Here is a 15,553-nt window from a genome sequence, read left to right as displayed (position 1 = left end):
CTAACAGGTATACATGGCCTCTGACTCCGGGCGAGGGTGCCCGTGGCCGGTGTACAGGGAGGAACCTATGCGGTGGATACGCGCCGCCGGTAGGGGCCTCCTCGTTCTCGCCGTCGTACTCACCGGTTACCTCGCTTCCGGAGCCCGCGCCGGTGAGGGTGGTGCGGGTGGCCGCGGGCCGCTCACCCTGGCCACGGCCGGGGATCTCACCGGCTATCTGGGCCCCCTGCTCAAGGGCTGGAACGACAGCCATCCCGGTGAGAGGGTCACGCTCGTCGAGCTGCCCGACTCCGCCGACGAGACCCGCGCGCAGATGGTCACCGACCTGCGCGGCGGTGACCGGGGCCGGTTCGACGTGCTCAACATCGACGTCGACTGGACCTCGGAATTCGCCGCGGCCGGCTGGATCGCCCCGCTGCCGCGCGCCCGCTTCCCGCTCGGCGCCTTCCTGCCGCCGGTCGTGGACACGGCCACCTACGACGGCCGGCTGTACGCCGTGCCGTATGTGACCAACGCCGGTCTGCTGCTGTACCGCAAGGACGTCCTCGCCAAGGAGGGCCTGCCGCCGCCGCGTACCTGGGCCGAGCTGGAACGCGAGGCGAAGACGGTCGCGCCGAAGTACGGCCTCGACGGCTACGCGGGCCAGTTCCTGCCGTACGAGGGGCTGACCGTGAACGCGGCCGAGGCGGTGTACTCGGCCGGCGGGACCATCCTCGGCGACGAGGGCGCCCGGGTCACCGTGGACTCCGCCGCCGCCCGCGAGGGCATCGGCTTCCTGGTGCGGGGCCTGCGCGAAGGCTGGATCCCGAAGGCGGCGCTGACCTACAAGGAGGAGGAGTCCAAGCAGGCGTTCCAGGACGGCCGGCTGCTCTTCCTGCGCAACTGGCCCTACGCCTACGCCGTCGCCTCCGCGCCCGGCTCGAAGGTCGCCGGGAAGATCGGCGTCGTACCGCTGCCGGGGCCGGACGGGCCCGGCACCAGTGTCCTCGGCGGGTCGAACCTGGCCGTCAACGCCCACGCCCGGCATCCGGAGTCAGCCGAGCGCCTGATCGCGTACCTGACCAGCGAGCGCGTCCAGCGCCAGGTCCTGACGCAGGGTGCGCTGCCGCCCGTACGCGCCGATCTGTACGACGACCCGGCCCTGGTGCGGCGCTTCCCCTATCTGCCGACCCTGCGCGAGAGCGTGCTGAACGCCGCGCCGCGCCCCAAGAGTCCGCACTACGACCAGGTCAGCCTGGTAGTGCAGGCGGTCGTGCACGACGCGCTGACCGGGCGCCAGACGCCCGCCGCGGCGGTACGGCGACTGGCCCGGGAGCTGGCCGCCACCTCCCGCGGATAGTTACCTGTTAGGTAACGCGGACATCTCATCTGGCCGCCGGATGCCCTGATCTGTCCGCTTTTGTCGCACCAACTAGGCAGTAGCCTCCGTTCTTTTCATTGACACCTCCGCGACACGGCTACCTAACATGCATGCATGTTGAGTAAGTACCGCTGGTGGCGTGACGCGGTGATCTACCAGGTGTACGTCCGCAGCTTCCTGGACAGCACCGGCGACGGCATCGGCGATCTCGCGGGCGTGCGGGCCGGACTGCCGTATCTGAAGAAGCTCGGCGTGGACGGGATCTGGCTGAGCCCCTTCTACCCCTCGCCGCAGCACGACCATGGCTACGACGTCGCCGACTACTGCGACGTCGACCCGCTCTTCGGCGACCTCGCCGAGTTCGACCTGCTGATCGCGGCCGCCCGGCGCCTCGGCGTCAAGGTCCTGCTGGACATCGTGCCGAACCACTGCTCCAGCGAGCACCCGTGGTTCCGCGAGGCGCTGGCGAGCGCGCCCGGCAGCCCGGCCCGCGCCCGGTTCCACTTCGCCGACGGCCGAGGCGCCGACGGCAGCGAGCCGCCCAACAACTGGCACGCCATGTTCGGCGGCCCGGCGTGGACCCGGACCGGCGACGGCCAGTGGTACCTGCACATGTTCACGCCCGAGCAGCCCGATTGGAACTGGCGCAATCCCGAGATCGCCGCCGAGTTCGAGCGCGTCCTGCGCTTCTGGCTGGACCGGGGCGTCGACGGCTTCCGCATCGACGTGGCCGCCGGCCTGTACAAGCACCCCGAACTGCCCGACTCCGACGACCCGGAGGCCGACGCCCGCACCCGCGACTCGGTCAACCCGCTCGCCTGGAACCAGCCCGAGGTGCACGACGTATGGCGGCAGTGGCGTTCCGTCTGCGAGGAGTACGCGCGGCGCGACGGGCGCGAACGCCTCCTCGTCGGCGAGGTGTCCGTGCCCACCGCCCGTGAACACGCCCAGTACGTGCGCCCGGACGAGCTGCACCAGGCTTTCTTCTTCGACCTCCTCGGCGCTCCCTGGGACGCCGACGCCTTCCGCAAGGTCATCTCCGAGGCCATGCAGGACATCGCCGGCACCGGCTCCACGGTCACCTGGGTCCTCAACAACCACGACCAGGTCCGCACCGTCACCCGCTACGGAGAGCCCACCCCGCACGGCAGCGGCCTCGGCGCGGCCCGAGCCCGCGCCGCCGCGCTGCTGATGCTGGCGCTGCCCGGCGCGGCGTACATCTACCAGGGCGAGGAGCTGGGTCTGCCCGAGGTCGTCGATCTGCCCGACGACGTGCTCACCGACCCGATCTTCCGCCGCACCGGCAGCCGGGCCCGCATCCGCGACGGCTGCCGGGTGCCGCTGCCCTGGTCCGGGCAGGCGTCCCCGTTCGGCTTCACCTCCGGAGCCGAGAGCGCGAGGCCCTGGCTGCCGCAGCCGGACTACTTCGCCGAGTACGCCACCGACCGCGCCCTCGCCGACACCCGCTCCTTCTGGCACCTCTACCGCGACGGCCTCCAGCTGCGCAAGGACCTCCCGCAGCTGGGCGAGGGGGAGCTGCGCTGGCTGGACACCCCGCCCGGCGTGCTCGCCTTCACCCGCGGCGACGGCCTGGTCTGCGCCGTCAACTTCACCACCGCCCCGACCGCCGCACCGGCGCCCGGCACGCCGCTGCTCTCCAGCGGCCCCTGCCCCGTCCCCGGCGAACTGCCCGGCTCCACGGCCGCCTGGTGGATCGCCGACCTCTGAAACCCGCTCACCCCCTCGAAGGGACATCAACGATGATGCGACGACGTACCACCCTGCTCACCGGCTGCACCGCGCTCGCCCTCGCCCTCGGCGCCACCGCCTGCTCGGGCGGCGGACCGGTCGCGGCCGGCGGCGGCGACAAGGCGCTCAGCGGCAAGACCGTCACCGTCGCCGGTGTCTGGTCCGGCAGCGAGCAGAAGAACTTCCAGAAGGTGCTGGACGCGTTCAGCGAGAAGACCGGCGCGAAGACGCAGTTCGTCTCCACCGGCGACAACGTCTCCACGGTCGTCGGCAGCAAGATCGAGGGCGGCAACGCCCCCGACGTCGTGATGGTCCCGCAGGTCGGCGTGCTCCAGCAGTTCGCGAAGAAGGGCTGGCTCAAGCCGCTGTCGCAGACCGCCCAGCAGACCATCACCGCCGACTACGCGCCTGTGTGGAAGACCTACGGCAGCGTCGACGGCGCGCTGTACGGCCTGTACTTCAAGGCCGCCCACAAGTCCACCGTCTGGTACAGCCCCGGCGCGCTGACCCAGGCCGGCGTCAAGCCGCCGGCCACGTACGACGAGATGCTCAAGGCCGGGCACACCGTCTCCGACTCCGGGCTCGCCGCGTTCGCGGTCGCCGGGCAGGACGGCTGGACCCTCACCGACTGGTTCGAGAACATCTACCTCTCCCAGGCCGGACCCGAGAAGTACGACGCCCTCGCCGCCCACAAGCTGAAGTGGACGGATGCGAGCGTGGTCAAGGCGCTGGGGACGCTCGGCAAGCTGTTCAAGGACAAGCAGCTCATCGCCGGCGGGCAGAACGAGGCCCTGAACACCGACTTCCCCGGCTCGGTGGAGAAGGTGTTCGGGCCCAAGCCCCAGGCCGGCATGGTCTACGAGGGCGACTTCGTGGCCGGTGTCGCGCACGACCAGTTCGGCAAGAACATCGGCGCGGACGCGAACTTCTTCCCGTTCCCCTCAGTTGACGGCGGCAAGGCCCCGGTCGTCAGCGGCGGCGACGCGGCCGTCGTCCTCAAGGACGGCAAGAACGCCGACGCCGGCATGAAGCTGCTGGAGTACCTGGCCACCCCGGAGGCCGCGGCCGTGTGGGCGAAGGCCGGCGGCTTCCTGTCCCCGAACAAGAAGCTCGACCTCGCCGACTACGGCGACGACGTCACCCGCGCCACCGCCAAGTCGCTGATCGCCGCCGGTGACTCGGTCCGCTTCGACATGTCCGACCAGGCGCCCGCCTCCTTCGGCGGCACCAAGGGTGTCGGCGAGTGGAAGCTGCTCCAGGACTTCCTGCGCGACCCGTCCGACCCGCAGGGCACCGCCGCCAAGCTGGAGGCCGCGGCGGCCAAGGCGTACCAGGGCTGATCACCGATGACCGCCACCCTCACGAAAGAGGCGGGCCCGCCGCGCACCGCGCCGCCCGCCGACCGCGCGCGGCGGCTGAAGCGGCGCGGGCGGATCGTCGCCCTGCTGTTCGTCTTCCCGGCGCTGCTGCTGCTCGGCGCGCTCGTCGTCTACCCGGTGCTGTTCTCCGTCGGCCGCAGCTTCTTCGACGCCTCCGGCACCCGCTTCGTCGGCGGCGGCAACTACGCCGAGATGTTCCGCGACCCGGCGACCCTGAAGGCCATCCGGAACACCACGATCTGGGTGGTGGTGGCCCCCGCGCTGCTCACCGGACTCGGCCTGATCCTGGCCGTGCTGGTGGAGAAGGTCCGCTGGGCCACCGCCTTCAAGCTGCTGCTGTTCATGCCGATGGCCGTGTCCTTCCTCGCCGCGGGCATCATCTTCCGCCTCGCCTACGACGAGGACCCCGGCAAGGGCGTCCTCAACGCGGCCGTCGTCTCCGTCCACGACGCGTTCACGGGCACCTCCACCTACCCGACGGCCCGCGTCCGCGACGGGCAGGGCCTCCAACAGGGGCGGGACGGCTCCTACCTGACGACCGGGAGCGTGCGGCCGGGACAGTCGGCGGCGCTCGGCCTGGTCGGCGTGGCGCCCAAGGACCTGCCGAAGGACGTCCGCCCGGCCTACGGGGCCGCCGCCCGCACGGCCGCCGCCGACGAGGTGCGCGGCGTCGTCTACCTCGACTTCACGCCCGGCGGGGGAGGGCGGCAGGGCCGGGTCGACCCCAAGGAGAGCGGCCTGCCCGGGATGAAGGTCGAGGCGCTGCGCGACGGCCGTACGGTGGCGAGCGCGACGACCGGGTCCGACGGCTCGTTCCGCTTCGCGGGGCTCGACGACGGCACGTACACCCTGAAGCTGCCGAAGTCGAACTTCGCCCCGCCCTACCAGGGCGTCTCCTGGCTCGGGCCCACCCTGGTCACCCCGGCGATCATCGGCGCCTACCTGTGGATCTGGACCGGCTTCGCGATGGTCCTCATCGGCGCCGGGCTGTCCACGCTGCCCCGTGACGCGCTGGAGGCGGCGCGGATGGACGGTGCGAACGAGTGGCAGATCTTCCGCCGGATCACCGTGCCGCTGCTCGCGCCGGTCCTCACGGTCGTCTTCGTCACCCTCGTCATCAACGTGATGAAGGTCTTCGACCTCGTCTACATCATCGCGCCCGGACCGGTGCAGGAGGACGCGACCGTGCTCGCCACCCAGATGTGGCTGGTGTCTTTCGGCGGCGGCAACAACCAGGGCCTCGGCAGCGCCCTCGGCGTCCTGCTGCTGCTCCTGGTCGTCCCCGCGATGGTCTTCAACGTCCGCCGCTTCAAAAGGAGTCAGCGATGAACGCGGTCAGGCGGGGCCTCGGCAGCGCCGCGGTGCAGGCCTTCCTCGTGGTGATCGCCCTGGTGTGGGTGACACCGCTCGCCGGACTGTTCCTGTCCTCGCTCAGGTCGGCCTCCGACACGGCCAAGGGCGGCTGGTGGACGGCGTTCACCAGCCCCGGCCAGCTCTCCTTCGACAACTACACGGCACTGCTGAAGAACGCCGGCATCACCCAGGCGTTCTGGAACACCGTCCTGATCTCGGTGCCGACGACGGTGCTCGTCGTCGTCCTCGCGGCGCTCGCCGGATACGCCTTCGCCTGGCTGGACTTCCCGCTGCGCGAACCGCTGTTCCTGCTGGTGGTGGCACTGCTGGTGGTGCCGGTGCAGATCGGCCTGCTGCCGGTCGCCAAACTCTTCGGAAAGCTCGGCCTGTTCGGCACGATCCCCGGCGTCGTCCTCTTCCACGTCGCCTACGGGCTGCCGTTCGCCGTGTTCCTGCTGCGCAACTACTTCGCCGAGATGCCGAAGGAGATGCTGGAGGCCGCCCGGATGGACGGCGGCAGCGAGTGGCGCATCTTCACCCGGCTCGTGCTGCCGGTGGGCCGCCAGGCGATCGCGTCGCTGGCCATCTTCCAGTTCCTGTGGGTGTGGAACGACATGCTGGTCGCGCTGCTCTTCGCGGACAGCTCCTCGCAGCCGCTGACCGTGCAACTCCAGTCCCAGATCCGGCAGTTCGGCAGCAACATCGACGTCCTGGCACCCGGCGCGTTCCTCTCCCTGATCGTGCCCGTGGTGGTCTTCTTCGCCTTCCAGAGGCACTTCGTGCAGGGCGTGATGGCGGGGTCGGTGAAGTAGGCGGCACTGGGCGGGTCCGCGCGGCGGGCCGGGCGGGTCACGACCACACGGTGATGAACCCGTCGGTCCAGTCGTCCTGGTCGAGCGTCACCTCGATGACCGAGAAGCAGTTCGGCTCGTCGGCGAACTCGGGCAGCGGACGGGACCGCTCGACGCGGGCCCGCGCCTTCTCCGGGGTCGAGTAGACGCCCAGCAGCCGCACGTCGTCGAACTCCTCGTCGCACCAGAAGTCGTCGGGGTCCTGAAAGTGCCGGACCTCACCGTCCTCCTCGGCCCTGTGGCGGACGTGCCACACCTCGTAGACGCTTCCGGAGGACAGCGTGGTGTCGTCACCGTCCCGCCGGTCGTCCTCGTCGACGGTGACCTCCTCGATGTGGAAGCAGTTCGGCTCGTCGGCGAACCCCGGGAGCTGCCGTGCCCGCTCGATGCGGTGCAGCGCCTTCTCCCGGCCGGCGTAGGTGCCCAGGTCCTTCCGGTCGTCGACGCCGTCGTCGCACCAGTTGTCGTCGGGGCCCTGGAAGTGCAGGACTTCGCCGGCGTCGTCAGCCATGTGGTGCACGTGCGAGAGCAGGTACACCGTGGCAGGCCCGGACATGTTGTTCTCCAAGAACGGTCGGCCCCTTCCCAGGGAAAAAGACGCCGGGCGGGCCGGTACTCCGGCCCGCCCGGCGTCCTGTGTCAGGAACCCGCGCTCACGGTGACGCCGGCGGGTAGAGCGACCTCGGCAGTTGCGAGGCGGCCGCCGTGTCCAGGAGCCACAGGGTGCGGGCGCGGCCCCGGGCGCCCGCGGCCGGGGCCTGGATCTCGCCCGCGCCCGACAGCGCCATCGCCGCGGCCTGCGCCTTGTCCTCGCCGGCCGCCAGCAGCCAGACCTCCCGGGCCGCCCGGATCGCCGGCAGCGTCAGGGAGATCCGGGTCGGCGGCGGCTTGGGCGAGCCGTGCACCCCGACCACCGTCCGCTCGGTCTCCCGGACCCCCGGCAGCTCCGGGAACAGCGACGCCACGTGGGCGTCCGGGCCGACGCCCAGCAGCAGCACGTCGAACACCGGGACGGGGCCATGGTTCTCCGGGCCCGCCGCCCGCGCCAGCTCCTCCGCGTAGGCGGCGGCCGCCGCGTCCGCGTCGGTGCCGTACGGGCCGTCCGAGGCGGGCATGGCGTGCATCCGCTTCGGATCCAGCGGTACGGCGTCCAGCAGGGCCTCGCGCGCCTGGGTGACGTTGCGCTCCGGATCGCCCTCGGGCAGGAACCGCTCGTCGCCCCACCACAGGTCGAGGCGGGCCCAGTCGATCGCGTCCCTCGCCGGCGCGGCGGCGAGCGCCGCGAGGACGCCGTTGCCGTTGCGGCCGCCCGTCAGGACGACCGACGCCGAGCCGCGGGACGTCTGCGCGTCCACGATCTTCGTGATGAGGCGGGCCGCGGCGGCCTGCGCCATCAGCTCCTTGTCGTGGTGCACGACCAGCTGCGGAGTGCTCACTTCGCCGCCGCCTTCCTCGCCGGGGACTTCCGTGCCGACTTGGCCGCCGCCTTCTTCGCCGGCGCCTTCGCGGCCTCCTCGACGGGAGTCTCGACGGCGGCGGCGTCCTCGGAACCCTCCGCGGGGGAGGGCTCGGCGGAGGGCTCGTCCGAGGCGGCGCTCTCCTCGGCGGCAGCCGGTTCCGCGGAGGCAGGGGCGGTGTTCAGCTTCTCCACCCCGAACCGCAGCGCGGACGCGTACGTGTCGTCCGGGTCCAGCCGGCGCAGCTCCTCCGCGATCAGCTCGGAGGTCTCCCGGCGCTTGAGCGCCACCGCCCGGTCCGGCTGGCCCTGGACGGACAGCGTCGCCAGCGTGCCGTCCGCGCGGTCCAGCGTGACCGGACCGCAGTCGGTGTCCATCCGGACCGCGGTCAGCCCGGGGCCGGCCGACACCGACCGCTTCACCGGCACGTCCAGCCGGTCCGCGAGCCACATCGCCAGCAGCTCGCAGCTCGGGTTGAACCCCTCGCCCTCCACCTCGACCGCCTGCACCGTGCAGGTGACCTGGTCCAGCGCTGCCGCCAGCATCGAACGCCACGGTGTGAGCCGGGTCCAGGCCAGGTCGGTGTCGCCGGGCGCGTAGGCCCGGGCGCGCTCCGCCAGTTCCCGTACCGGCTCCTCCGCCGCGTAGGAGTCCGTCACCCGGCGCTGCGCCAGCGTGCCGAGCGGGTCGTTCGCCGGGTCGAGCGGGGCGTTCACCGGCCACCACACGACGACCGGCGCGTCCGGCAGCAGCAGCGGCAGGACCACCGACTGGGCCTGGTCGACGACCTCGCCGTACAGACGCAGCACGACCGTCTCGCCGCTGCCGGCCTCCGCGCCCACCCGCACCTCGGCGTCCAGGCGGGACTGGGTGCGGTCGCGCGGGGTGCGCGAGACCCGCTTGATGACGACGAGCGTGCGCGAGGGATGCTCACGCGAGGCGTCGCTGGCGGCCTTCAGCGCGTCGTAGGCGTTCTCCTCGTCGGTGACGATGACGAGGGTCAGCACCATGCCGACGGCCGGTGTGCCGATGGCGCGGCGGCCTTGCACCAGTGCCTTGTTGACCTTGCTGGCCGTGGTGTCCGTCAGGTCTATCCTCATGGCCGGCGCCAGCTCCGTCCGTCCCGCTTCAGCATCTCGTCGGCCTCGGCCGGACCCCAGGTGCCGGCCTCGTACTGCGCCGGCCTGCCGTGGGCCGCCCAGAACTCCTCGATCGGGTCGAGGATCTTCCAGGACAGCTCGACCTCCTCCGTGCGCGGGAAGAGGTTGGCGTCGCCGAGCAGCACGTCCAGGATGAGGCGCTCGTACGCCTCGGGGCTGGACTCCGTGAAGGACTCGCCGTAGGCGAAGTCCATGGACACGTCCCGGATCTCCATCGAGGTGCCCGGAACCTTCGACCCGAAGCGGACCGTCACGCCCTCGTCCGGCTGGACGCGGATGACGATCGCGTTCTGGCCGAGCTCCTCCGTCGCCGTGGTGTCGAAGGGGGAGTGCGGGGCGCGCTGGAAGACCACCGCGATCTCCGTCACGCGGCGGCCGAGCCGCTTGCCGGTACGCAGATAGAAGGGGACGCCCGCCCAGCGGCGGTTGTCGATGCCGAGCTTGAGCGCGGCGTAGGTGTCGGTGGTGGAGGCGGGGTCGATGCCCTCCTCCTCCAGATAGCCGACCGCCTGCGCGCCGCCCTGCCAGCCGGCCGTGTACTGGGCGCGCACGGTGTCCCGGCTCAGGTCCTTGGGCAGCCGGACCGCGCCGAGCACCTTGGTCTTCTCCGCCGCGAGCGCGTCCGCGCCGAAGGAGGCGGGCTCCTCCATGGCGGTCAGCGCGAGCAGCTGGAGCAGGTGGTTCTGGATGACGTCCCGGGCGGCGCCGATGCCGTCGTAGTAGCCGGCGCGGCCGCCGATGCCGATGTCCTCGGCCATCGTGATCTGCACATGGTCGACGTAGGACCGGTTCCAGATCGGCTCGAACATCTGGTTGGCGAAGCGCAGCGCCAGGATGTTCTGGACGGTCTCCTTGCCCAGATAGTGGTCGATGCGGAAGACCTGGTCCGAGGCGAACACCTCGTGGACGATCCCGTTGAGTTCCTCGGCCGACTTCAGGTCGTGGCCGAAGGGCTTCTCGATGACCGCGCGCCGCCAGGAGCCCTGCTTCTGGTCCGCGAGGCCGTGCTTCTTCAGCTGCTGGATCACGACGGGGAAGGACTTCGGGGGCACCGACAGGTAGAAGGCGAAGTTGCCGCCCGTGCCCTGCGCCTTGTCCAGTTCCTCGATCGTGCCGCGCAGCCGCTCGAAGGCCTCGTCGTCGTTGAAGGTGCCCTGGACGAACCGCATGCCCTGGATCAGCTGCTGCCAGACCTCCTCGCGGAACGGCGTGCGCGCGTGCTCCTTGACGGCGTCGTGCACGACCTGGGCGAAATCCTCGTGCTCCCAGTCGCGGCGGGCGAAGCCGACCAGCGCGAAACCCGGCGGCAGCAGACCCCGGTTGGCGAGGTCGTACACGGCCGGCATGAGCTTTTTGCGCGACAGATCGCCCGTGACGCCGAAAATGACCAGACCCGACGGCCCCGCGATACGCGGGAGCCGTCGGTCTGCGGGGTCACGCAGCGGGTTGCTGCCCGAGAGCAGCGGGTTGCTGCTTGACAAGTTCTCAGCCCTCCGAGGGAGCCAGGCGCTCGAGCTCCGCCTGCGTCGACTTGAGCAGGTCGTTCCAGGACGCCTCGAACTTCTCGACGCCCTCGTCCTCCAGCAGCTGCACCACCTCGTCGTACGAGATGCCCAGCTTCTCGATGGCGTCGAGGTCGGCGCGGGCCTGCTCGTAGGTGCCGGCGATGGTGTTGCCGGTGATCTCGCCGTGCTCCTCGGTGGCGAAGAGGGTGGCCTCCGGCATCGTGTTCACGGTGTTCGGGGCGACCAGCTCGTCGACGTACATCGTGTCCTTGTACGCCTTGTCCTTCACCCCGGTGGAGGCCCACAGCGGACGCTGCGTGCGGGCGCCCGCCTTCTCCAGCGCCTGCCAGCGGTCCGAGGAGAAGACCTCCTCGTACGCCTGGTAGGCCAGGCGGGCGTTGGCGATGGCGGCCTTGCCGCGCAGCGCCTTGGCCTCGTCGGTGCCCAGCGCGTCGATCCGCTTGTCGATCTCGGTGTCCACGCGGGACACGAAGAAGGACGCCACGGAGCGGATCTGCGACAGGTCCAGGCCGCGCTCCTTGGCCTTCTCCAGGCCGGAGAGGTAGGCGTCCATGACCTTGCGGTAGCGCTCCAGCGAGAAGATCAGCGTGACGTTGACGCTGATGCCGAGGCCGATGACCTCGGTGATCGCCGGGATGCCCGCCTCGGTGGCCGGGATCTTGATGAGCGTGTTGGGGCGGTCCACCAGCCAGGCGAGCTGCCTGGCCTCGGCGACGGTCGCCTTGGTGTCGTGCGCGAGGCGCGGGTCGACCTCGATGGAGACCCGGCCGTCCTGGCCGTCCGTCGCGTCGAAGACGGGGCGCAGGATGTCGGCGGCGTCCCGGACGTCCGCCGTGGTGATCATGCGGATGGCCTCTTCGACGGTGACCTTGCGGGCGGCGAGGTCGGACAGCTGCTGGTCGTAGCCGTCGCCCCCGGAGATCGCCTTCTGGAAGATCGTCGGGTTGGTGGTGACGCCCACGACGTGCTGCTCGTCGATCAGCTCGGCGAGGTTGCCGGACGTGATCCGCTTGCGCGACAGGTCGTCCAGCCAGATCGCGACGCCTTCGTCGGAGAGGCGCTTGAGTGCGTCTGTCATGGAAATTACATCTCCTACGTGTCGTATGTGAGCGTCAGCGCTGAGCGGCTTCGAGCGATTCCCTGGCCTTGGCGGCCACGTTCTCGGCAGTGAAGCCGAACTCGCGGAAGAGCAGCTTGCCGTCCGCGGAAGCACCGAAGTGCTCCAGGGAAACGATGCGGCCGGCGTCCCCGACGTACTTGTGCCACGTGAGACCCACACCCGCCTCCACGGCGACACGGGCCTTCACGGACGGGGGCAGCACGCTGTCCCGGTACCCCTGGTCCTGCTGCTCGAACCACTCCACCGACGGCATGGACACGACCCGCGTGGGGATGCCCGCGGCCTGGAGCTGCTCACGCGCCTCCACGGCCACGTGCACCTCGGAGCCGGTCGCGATCAGCAGCACCTGGGCGTCGCCGCCCTCGGCCTCGAACAGCACGTAGCCGCCCCGGGCCGCGTCCTCGTTCGACTCGTAGACCGGCACACCCTGGCGGGTGAGGACCAGGCCGTGCGGCTGGCCCTTGCCGAACTCCTTCGTCCACCGCTTGAGGATCTCGCGCCAGGCGATGGCGGTCTCGTTGGCGTCGGCCGGGCGGACGATGTTCAGGCCCGGGATCGCGCGCAGCGAGGCGAGGTGCTCGACCGGCTGGTGGGTCGGGCCGTCCTCACCGAGACCGATGGAGTCGTGCGTCCACACGTACGTCACCGGCAGGTGCATCAGGGCCGACAGGCGCACCGCGTTGCGCATGTAGTCGGAGAACACCAGGAAGGTGCCGCCGTAGATGCGGGTGTTGCCGTGCAGGGCGATGCCGTTCATCTCCGCGGCCATCGCGTGCTCGCGGATGCCGAAGTGGATGGTGCGGCCGTACGGGCTCGCCTCGGGCAGCGGGTTGCCCTCGGGCAGGAACGACGACGTCTTGTCGATCGTGGTGTTGTTGGAGCCGGCGAGGTCGGCCGAGCCGCCCCACAGCTCCGGGATCACCGCGCCGAGCGCCTGCAGCACCTTGCCGGACGCGGCGCGGGTGGCGACACCCTTGCCCGTCTCGAAGACCGGGAGCTTCTCCTCCCAGCCGGTGGGCAGCTCGCCCTTGGCGATCCGGTCGAACTCGGCCGCGCGCTCGGCGTCGGCGTCCCGCCACTCCTGGAAGGACTTCTCCCACTCCGCCTTGAACTGGCGGCCGCGCTCCAGGGCCTGCCGGGTGTGCTCGATGACCTCGTCGGCGACCTCGAAGGTCTGCTCCGGGTCGAAGCCGAGGACCCGCTTGGTGGCCGCGACCTCGTCCTCGCCGAGCGCCGAGCCGTGGGCGGCCTCGGTGTTCTGCGCGTGCGGGGCGGGCCAGGCGATGATCGAGCGCATGGCGATGAAGGACGGCCGGTCGGTGACCGCCTTGGCCTCCTGGATCGCGGCGAAGATCGCCTCCGGGTCCAGGTCGCCGTTGGCCTTGGCCTCCACGCGCTGCACGTGCCAGCCGTACGCCTCGTAGCGCTTGCAGGTGTCCTCGGAGACGGCCGTCTCGGTGTCGCCCTCGATCGAGATGTGGTTGTCGTCCCACAGCAGGACCAGGTTGCCGAGCTTCTGGTGGCCGGCCAGCGAGGACGCCTCCGCGGAGATGCCCTCCTGCAGGCAGCCGTCACCGGCGATGCAGTAGATGAAGTGGTCGAACGGGGAGGTGCCGGGGGCGGCCTCCGGGTCGAACAGACCGCGCTCGTAGCGGGCGGCCATCGCCATGCCGACCGCGTTGGCGACACCCTGGCCGAGCGGGCCGGTGGTGGTCTCCACGCCGGTGGTGTGGCCGTACTCCGGGTGACCCGGGGTCTTCGAGCCCCAGGTGCGGAACGACTTCAGGTCGTCCAGCTCCAGGCCGAAGCCGGCCAGGTACAGCTGGGTGTACAGGGTCAGGGAGGAGTGTCCGGCGGACAGCACGAAGCGGTCACGCCCGACCCAGTCCGCGTCGGCGGGGTCGTGCCGCATCACCTTCTGGAAGAGGGTGTAGGCGGCCGGAGCCAGGCTCATCGCCGTGCCGGGATGGCCGTTGCCGACCTTCTGTACGGCGTCGGCGGCCAGGACGCGGGCGGTGTCCACGGCCCGCTGGTCCAGTTCGGTCCACTCGAAGTCTGTGGTGGTCGGCTTGGTGCTCACCCTTTTCAGGGCTCCTCTCCACATGTCGAATACCGGTCTGGTCGGGCGTATGCCCACCGGTCGCCGGTGCACTGGGCGCCCACCGGCCGCTGTCGAGCCTACCCTCGTAAAGACGTGCGTTTTTCCCCGTCATTACAGACTGCCGGGACCGAGCGCGATCCGCCTCCTGACTGGGCCGTAAGGCATTCAGCACATGAATACGGAGGCGCTCATCTGACCGCTCAATCGAGCTTCGGTTCGCCCGGAAGAACGCATTCCGCAAATGCGCGGAGGAGGCCGGGAACGATCGTCCCGCGGCGGGGCGGCGCCGGGCCCGGAACGATCATGCGCGCCGCCACTGGAACGATCACCCGTGCCAACACGACCCGACCCCCGCGACGGCCGGGGTATGGGCAACGTCTAAAGTGGCGTGGTACGCGTGAGCCTTTACCGCCACTTCACACGGTCGGGCTCGCTGGGATGTCTCTGTCAGGGGTGTGCGTGACGGCCGTTGAATCCCGTCCTGGGGGCGCCTCCCAGGCCGTTAAGGCTCTGGGGGAGGGGGTGCTTGGGAGTGATGAGCGCCCGACCCCCCGGCCGTTCGGGGCCCGTGTCAAGGCGTTCGTGGCGCTGACCAAGCCGCGGATCATCGAACTGCTGCTCATCACCACCGTCCCGGTGATGTTCCTGGCGCAGCAGGGTGTGCCCGACCTGAAGCTGGTGCTGCTCACCTGCCTCGGCGGCTACCTGTCCGCCGGCGGCGCCAACGCGCTCAACATGTACATCGACCGCGACATCGACGCGCTGATGGACCGCACCTCGCAGCGTCCGCTGGTCACGGGCATGGTGAGCCCCCCGGAGTGCCTGGCCTTCGGCATCACCCTCGCGGTGGTCTCGACGCTGCTGTTCGGCCTCACCGTGAACTGGCTGAGCGCCTGGCTCTCCCTGGGCGCCCTCCTCTTCTACGTCGTCGTCTACACGATGATCCTCAAGCGCCGCACCGCGCAGAACATCGTCTGGGGCGGCATCGCCGGCTGCATGCCGGTGCTGATCGGCTGGACGGCGGTGAAGGACTCCCTGTCCTGGGCGCCGGCCATCCTCTTCCTGGTCATCTTCTTCTGGACGCCGCCGCACTACTGGCCGCTGTCCATGAAGGTCAAGGACGACTACGCGCGCGTGGGCGTGCCCATGCTGCCGGTGATCGCCTCCAACAAGGTCGTCGCCAGGCAGATCGTGATCTACAGCTGGGTCATGGTGGCCGTCTCGCTGCTGCTGACCCCGCTGGGCTACACCGGCTGGTTCTACACGGCGGTCGCGCTGGCCTCGGGCGGCTGGTGGCTGTGGGAGGCGCACGCCCTGCAGAACCGGGCGAAGGCCGAGGTGACGGGCGGGAAGCTGAAGGAGATGCGGCTGTTCCACTGGTCCATCACCTACGTCTCGCTGCTGTTCGTGGCGGTGGCCGTGGACCCGTTCCTGCGGTAATTCCGCACATTGCCGGACATCCCGGGCGGGGTGGGTGGTGTATGCCACGCACCCCGC

Annotated in this window: 12 protein-coding genes; 6 read left to right on the top strand and 6 right to left on the bottom strand. The window is 70.6% G+C overall.

Features of this window, described 5'->3' with window-relative positions:
* Positions 1–67: 67 nt before the first annotated feature.
* The 5 genes from AC0B9F_RS00355 to AC0B9F_RS00335 all read left to right on the top strand — a co-directional run bounded on the left by AC0B9F_RS00355 (position 68) and on the right by AC0B9F_RS00335 (position 6,653).
* The gene (locus tag AC0B9F_RS00355; protein ID WP_471997939.1) at positions 68–1,339 is read left to right on the top strand and encodes an ABC transporter substrate-binding protein; all 1,272 of its coding nucleotides are present in this window, start codon (positions 68–70) and stop codon (positions 1,337–1,339) included.
* A 135-nt stretch (positions 1,340–1,474) separates the two neighbouring features.
* On the top strand, positions 1,475–3,088 hold the full coding sequence (locus tag AC0B9F_RS00350; RefSeq protein WP_471997938.1) for a glycoside hydrolase family 13 protein: 1,614 nt from the start codon (positions 1,475–1,477) through the stop codon (positions 3,086–3,088).
* A gap of 32 nt (positions 3,089–3,120) precedes the next feature.
* A complete protein-coding gene (locus AC0B9F_RS00345) occupies positions 3,121–4,449 on the top strand; it encodes an ABC transporter substrate-binding protein (RefSeq protein WP_471997937.1) in 1,329 nt (442 codons plus the stop codon).
* Positions 4,450–4,455: 6 nt separating this feature from the next.
* Entirely contained in the window at positions 4,456–5,817 is a 1,362-nt protein-coding gene (locus AC0B9F_RS00340) for an ABC transporter permease subunit (protein WP_471997936.1), read from the top strand.
* Complete coding sequence (locus AC0B9F_RS00335; RefSeq protein WP_471997934.1) at positions 5,814–6,653, top strand: carbohydrate ABC transporter permease; 840 nt, start codon at positions 5,814–5,816, stop codon at positions 6,651–6,653. The genes AC0B9F_RS00340 and AC0B9F_RS00335 overlap by 4 nt, the downstream gene beginning before the upstream one ends.
* A 37-nt stretch (positions 6,654–6,690) precedes the next feature.
* On the opposite strand, the gene AC0B9F_RS00330 is transcribed toward AC0B9F_RS00335, so the two are convergent.
* The 6 genes from AC0B9F_RS00330 to tkt all read right to left on the bottom strand — a co-directional run bounded on the left by AC0B9F_RS00330 (position 6,691) and on the right by tkt (position 14,035).
* On the bottom strand, positions 6,691–7,248 hold the full coding sequence (locus AC0B9F_RS00330) for a DUF7336 domain-containing protein (protein ID WP_471997933.1): 558 nt from the start codon (positions 7,246–7,248) through the stop codon (positions 6,691–6,693).
* A gap of 97 nt (positions 7,249–7,345) precedes the next feature.
* Positions 7,346–8,128 (bottom strand): 6-phosphogluconolactonase, encoded by a 783-nt coding sequence (gene pgl / locus AC0B9F_RS00325; RefSeq protein ID WP_471997932.1) that lies wholly within the window; start codon positions 8,126–8,128, stop codon positions 7,346–7,348.
* Positions 8,125–9,249, bottom strand: a complete 1,125-nt coding sequence (gene opcA, locus AC0B9F_RS00320; protein WP_471997931.1) for a glucose-6-phosphate dehydrogenase assembly protein OpcA — start codon at positions 9,247–9,249, stop codon at positions 8,125–8,127. The genes pgl and opcA overlap by 4 nt, the downstream gene beginning before the upstream one ends.
* On the bottom strand, positions 9,246–10,790 hold the full coding sequence (gene zwf, locus AC0B9F_RS00315) for a glucose-6-phosphate dehydrogenase (RefSeq protein ID WP_471997930.1): 1,545 nt from the start codon (positions 10,788–10,790) through the stop codon (positions 9,246–9,248). Before zwf ends, opcA begins: the two co-directional genes overlap by 4 nt.
* A gap of 4 nt (positions 10,791–10,794) precedes the next feature.
* A complete protein-coding gene (gene tal / locus AC0B9F_RS00310) occupies positions 10,795–11,913 on the bottom strand; it encodes a transaldolase (RefSeq protein WP_471997928.1) in 1,119 nt (372 codons plus the stop codon).
* Positions 11,914–11,947: 34 nt separating this feature from the next.
* Positions 11,948–14,035, bottom strand: coding sequence for a transketolase (tkt, locus tag AC0B9F_RS00305; protein ID WP_471997927.1), 2,088 nt, complete (start codon positions 14,033–14,035; stop codon positions 11,948–11,950).
* A 459-nt stretch (positions 14,036–14,494) separates the two neighbouring features.
* Between tkt and AC0B9F_RS00300 the strand changes: the two genes are divergently transcribed.
* Positions 14,495–15,496: a heme o synthase gene (locus AC0B9F_RS00300; protein ID WP_471997925.1), complete on the top strand. Its 1,002-nt coding sequence runs from the start codon at positions 14,495–14,497 to the stop codon at positions 15,494–15,496.
* The last annotated feature ends 57 nt before the right edge of the window (positions 15,497–15,553 follow it).

This window comes from Streptomyces sp. NPDC097129 (assembly GCF_055668065.1).
Note: the sequence above shows the minus strand (reverse complement) of the source record. Positions and strands in the feature narration are given on the sequence as shown.